Source organism: Parasphingorhabdus sp. (genome assembly GCF_049667325.1).
In the GTDB taxonomy this organism is placed as follows: domain Bacteria; phylum Pseudomonadota; class Alphaproteobacteria; order Sphingomonadales; family Sphingomonadaceae; genus Parasphingorhabdus.
Genome location: NZ_JBATHY010000321.1, coordinates 1 through 1,857 on the forward strand (window position 1 = coordinate 1; position 1,857 = coordinate 1,857).

Below are 1,857 nucleotides of genomic sequence, written 5' to 3' on the forward strand. Positions count from 1 at the left end.
GCCCCAATCGTCTGCATAGAATTTGCGCTCCGCGTCGAAGTCTTCGACGCCGTATCCGACATAGCGAATTTCGGTAACTCGGCTCATTACTCAGTCCTCAATCTTGATGAATCAAATGGGTTGGGAGACGATCGCGAACATCTCATGGGTGGCTTCGGCGTTATCGACCGGCGGTCCCTTTCCGAGCTGGCCGTGACAGATCGCCAGTGACTTCTCGACGATATATTTGCAGCGGTCGAAGCGGCGGTTGCGGAACGCCTTGAAGGCAGCTTCCGGCGTATCGTGATTGGAAAGTTCATCGGCCAGAACAAGACTGTCCTCGATCGCCATGCCAGCGCCCTGGCCCAGATGCGGCGTTGTCGCGTGGACCGCATCGCCGAGCAGCACGACCCTGCCACTGTGCCAGTCACCATAGAGCATCATCTGCTCAAGCGGGCGGTAAACAACGCCTTCGTCGTCGGTAATTTCAGCCGCCAGCTTCTGAATTTGTGGCGGCGCGGCGGACAATTTTTCGCGCATGGTCTGGGCCATGCCCGCTGTCTCATAGACCGGCTTGTCCGGTTCCGGCGTTGTCACATACATGTACATCAGCTCTTTGCTGATCGGCACCAGGCCGATGCCGGTCGGACCGTTATACACATGCAGCGCATTGAGATCGTCCGGACGCTTGAAATTATAGCGCCATACCGACTGGCCGGTAAATTCCGGTTTCTCCGCATCCGGCATGATCTTCTGGCGCGTGTCCGAATAAACTCCGTCTGCGCCGATCACGATGTCAAACTCCTCGGTCTTTCCATCTGAGAAACTGACTCGAACCCGATTGCCCAAATCATCAATCTCGTTGGCGATGACGCCCAGGCGAACATCGGCGCCCGATGCCTTTGTCCGGTCACCCAGAACCTTGTGCAAGGCGGGCCTGCCAATTCCGACATTAGCAGGATATTTCTCTGTCAAGCGCGGTGCAGGAATCTCGGCAACCTTGGTGCCATCCGGCGTGTGAATCGCGATATTGTCGAACGGCACACCTGCGCTCAGATAATCGTCGAGCAATCCCAATGCAGACATCGCGCGGATGACGTTCGACTGCTGAATGATGCCGACACCGTAGACCGACCAGTCAGGATCCCTTTCGATGACCGTGACGCTATGGCCTTTCTGCCGCAGGGCAATCGCCGCGGTCAACCCGCCGATACCACCACCAATCACTAGGATATTCAGATCATCCATCGGTCAATATACATCCATGTCGTTTGCGATAACCACCGGGCCATCATAATTTTCAGCGATTGCCTGGATATACTCGAAATATTTCGGATGGCTCGGTTCCGCGCCAGCAAAGTGCGTCACCACGACAGCCTTAACGCCTGCGCGCGAGGCCATTTCCCCAACATCTTTGGGAAGCAGGTGATGTTTGCTGAGATGAATTTCCATCGCCTTTGCTGCTGGCTCCGGCATATTGGGATTGTTGCGCCTGACCAACCCAACGATAAGGGGAACGTCCATCATTTCAGCAACCAGAAGATCCACATTCTTGGCCAGTTCCTCAACTGCTGTGCTGGGCCCGGTATCGCCAGTGTAGACGATAGAGCGTCCCGGCAAATCAAAGCGATAGGATAGAGACTGGAAACGTTGTTCCAAATCGCTGCCCTGAACAAAACTGTAATGGGTGTTGCTGCGTACCGACACATTAATACCGTCAACATCGAGAGTGGCACCATCGCGAAGCTCGACCACCTTAATGCCCGCCCGATGATCCTTAACCGGAGCACCCGGCACGCCGTAATTGGCGGTTGCGCCCGGTACCATGGAGGCAAGCAGGCCATCAACCAGTTCCTTCGTTCCCGGAGGACCATAGAT

2 protein-coding genes are annotated in these 1,857 nt (G+C 55.6%); both read right to left on the bottom strand.

The annotated features are described in order from the left end of the window. Positions 1-111 precede the first annotated feature (111 nt). A complete protein-coding gene (locus WBM93_RS13960) occupies positions 112-1,227 on the bottom strand; it encodes an FAD-dependent oxidoreductase (protein WP_424432472.1) in 1,116 nt (371 codons plus the stop codon). A 3-nt stretch (positions 1,228-1,230) separates the two neighbouring features. After that, on the bottom strand, positions 1,231-1,857 hold a 627-nt coding region (locus tag WBM93_RS13965), incomplete at its 5' end, for an MBL fold metallo-hydrolase (protein WP_424432473.1).

Coding starts and splice junctions, on each gene's coding strand:
- WBM93_RS13960 (WP_424432472.1), bottom strand. CDS start 1,227: ATGGATGATCTGAATATCCTAGTGATTGGTGGTGGTATCGGCGGGTTG.